Origin of the sequence: Psychrobacter sp. Ps6 (assembly GCF_022129235.1) — a bacterium.
Lineage (GTDB): Bacteria > Pseudomonadota > Gammaproteobacteria > Pseudomonadales > Moraxellaceae > Psychrobacter.
Genome location: NZ_JADQAI010000064.1, coordinates 1 through 2,380, shown reverse-complemented (window position 1 = coordinate 2,380; position 2,380 = coordinate 1). Strand labels below are relative to the sequence as shown.

The window sequence follows — 2,380 nt, the reverse complement described above, 5'->3', positions numbered from 1 at the left end:
AGCAAGAGCCTGCATTTTACTTGCTAAATCATTAGCATCGCCCGATTTAAACAGATAACCCGTTTCACCATCAAGGATCTGTTCTGGAATACCACCGATATTGGCTCCGATAACTGGTTTACCATAGCTCATAGCTTCTAGAACTGACATTGAACAATTTTCATTCCATTCAGAAGGAACAATAACTGCTTTAGCATTCTTGATAATATTAGTTAAAGTTTCACCAGTCTGAAAACCTAATAATTCTACATTATCAAAATTGTCTTTAAGATAATCAAACATCGGCCCAGTACCTAATACCTTAAGAGGGGTATCACCTGTTAGCTTTTTATGGGCTTCAGCTAAAGTTACAACGCCTTTTTCCTGAGTTAAACGCCCACAGAATAAGAAGTATCCACCATCTTCTCCAACTTCAGTAGCCGAGGCATCAATACCATTAACAATCACTTCCACATTCGCAGATGGAATTTGGCGCAAGATCATCGATTTCATAAAATCACATGGCGCAATAAACGCATCTAGAGCTTCATAGCTTTTCATCACTCGATGATACAAAGCTTCAAGAGAAAGAAGAATACTGCGAGGCCAAGAACCATCCTGCCATTGATACTTAAATAGATTAATATTACTACCAGAAATCCAGTCTAAATCAATACTCTCACCTGCTGCTAACATGCTGTAATTAGGGCATACAGATTTATAGTCATGAGCAGTTAATACCGTTTTACAGCCATGCTTTTGTGCAACTTTGATTACCGATGGGGTAATTTGATGATAGATATTATGAAAGTGCACAATATCGGGCTTTTCTGCTTTAATAAGTTTCTCAAATTGTTCACAAGCATCTTTATTATGTACAAAATTAATAGCGACTTTTAAGCTATCAAAAATAGAGTGCTTGCCATGATAATCAACATTTTCAACAAAATACTCAGATTGTTCTGATGGAATATTTTTCTCATGCTTCATCGAAAAATCAATGACTTGGTACCCTGCTTCTTGTACCATCTCTCGCTCTTGGAAAAATACAGTTTCTGCCCCACCATGCGGGAAGAAGAATTTATTAACAAATAAGACTTTCATGAACACACCAACTATTATGAATTATTTTGGTTAACAACACTCTTAATATCTGCAGCAACTTGCTGTCCAATAGAAGCATAAGAACGATTATTTTTTATATAATTAAATCCTGCATCAAGCTCTGATTGCGTCATAGGCTGCAGCGCTAATTCAATCATTGATTGAGCGTATGATTTAACAGACCCATCAGTTACACGACCACAACCTGACTCTTGAATAACAAATTGCTGATCTGGAGAATCATTACAAATCATCGGTTTTTTGAGCGCCATATATTCCATAGCCTTTGTTGGTGTTGAAACATCCAACAATAATCCTCGATTCATAAAACCAATCACCATATCTACACCTTTTAAATAGGCCCAAGCTTCATGTGTTTGTACCCATCCTGTAATACAGAAGTCTTCAGTTAACCCCATATCATCAGCGGTTTGTTGTAGAAAATCGCGATCTTTTGCTACTTCAGAATCACCCACAAACAGCAGTTTTAACTCTGGAACAGTTTTCTTAGCCTCTTGAAAAGCTTCAATAATAACTTCCAGTTTACGTAAACGATCTAAACTACCTAGATAACCAATAACTGGAGCATCACCCCATGACTCTATTTTCTTGGCTTCTGTTTCTGAAAATGCGTCAATCTTTTCAAAATCAACGCCCATTGGTACTACCATCATGCTATTTTCATCAATACCTTTGTTTTTCATATAATTAAGCATGAAATCACTTTGAGCATAGACACGATCTGAATGCGGTAGGATAATATGATATAAAATAAACTCTTCTAATAAACCACGAGCTAAAATTATTGGTCGTTTCCAACTTGGAATATTTTCACTCTTATCTCTCGCTCTCATTGAACGACTTTCGGCATAAAGAAATGAAACCCAATAGGTATATGGCAGTTTAATCATCTTTGCGATCAATAGACAAATCAAGCCCACCCATACCATGTCTCTAACTTGGATTAACTGAAAACCATTTTGCTTTGCTTTAAAAGACATCTTAGCCGCAGTAAAGAAATACACTAAAGAATCTAAATGACGATTAGTCGTTTTTTTACTTGTCACTAAAGTACTATCGTTAGATTCAATTTTTATTGTTTCATCTTTTGGCATACCGATGATTGTTGTTCTAACCCCTTCTTTAGGCAACTCTTTTGAATAAAGAACATCAACATCAGGACGATACGATGGTAGTTCTTCTGGTACAAAATTAATTACATTGACTTTATTATCCATCAGTTAACCTTCACTTATTTTTTTAATCACTTTAGCTGGACTTCCTACTGCAATTGAGT

The 2,380-nt window shown here is 35.9% G+C and carries 2 protein-coding genes; both read right to left on the bottom strand.

All coding sequences use genetic code 11. The annotated features are described in order from the left end of the window. Positions 1-1,083 (bottom strand): glycosyltransferase (locus I3255_RS13745; RefSeq protein WP_238039311.1); only part of this gene is annotated, 1,083 nt, incomplete at its 3' end. Positions 1,084-1,097: 14 nt separating this feature from the next. Next, a complete protein-coding gene (locus I3255_RS13740; protein WP_238039310.1) occupies positions 1,098-2,321 on the bottom strand; it encodes a glycosyltransferase in 1,224 nt (407 codons plus the stop codon). Positions 2,322-2,380: the final 59 nt, after the last annotated feature.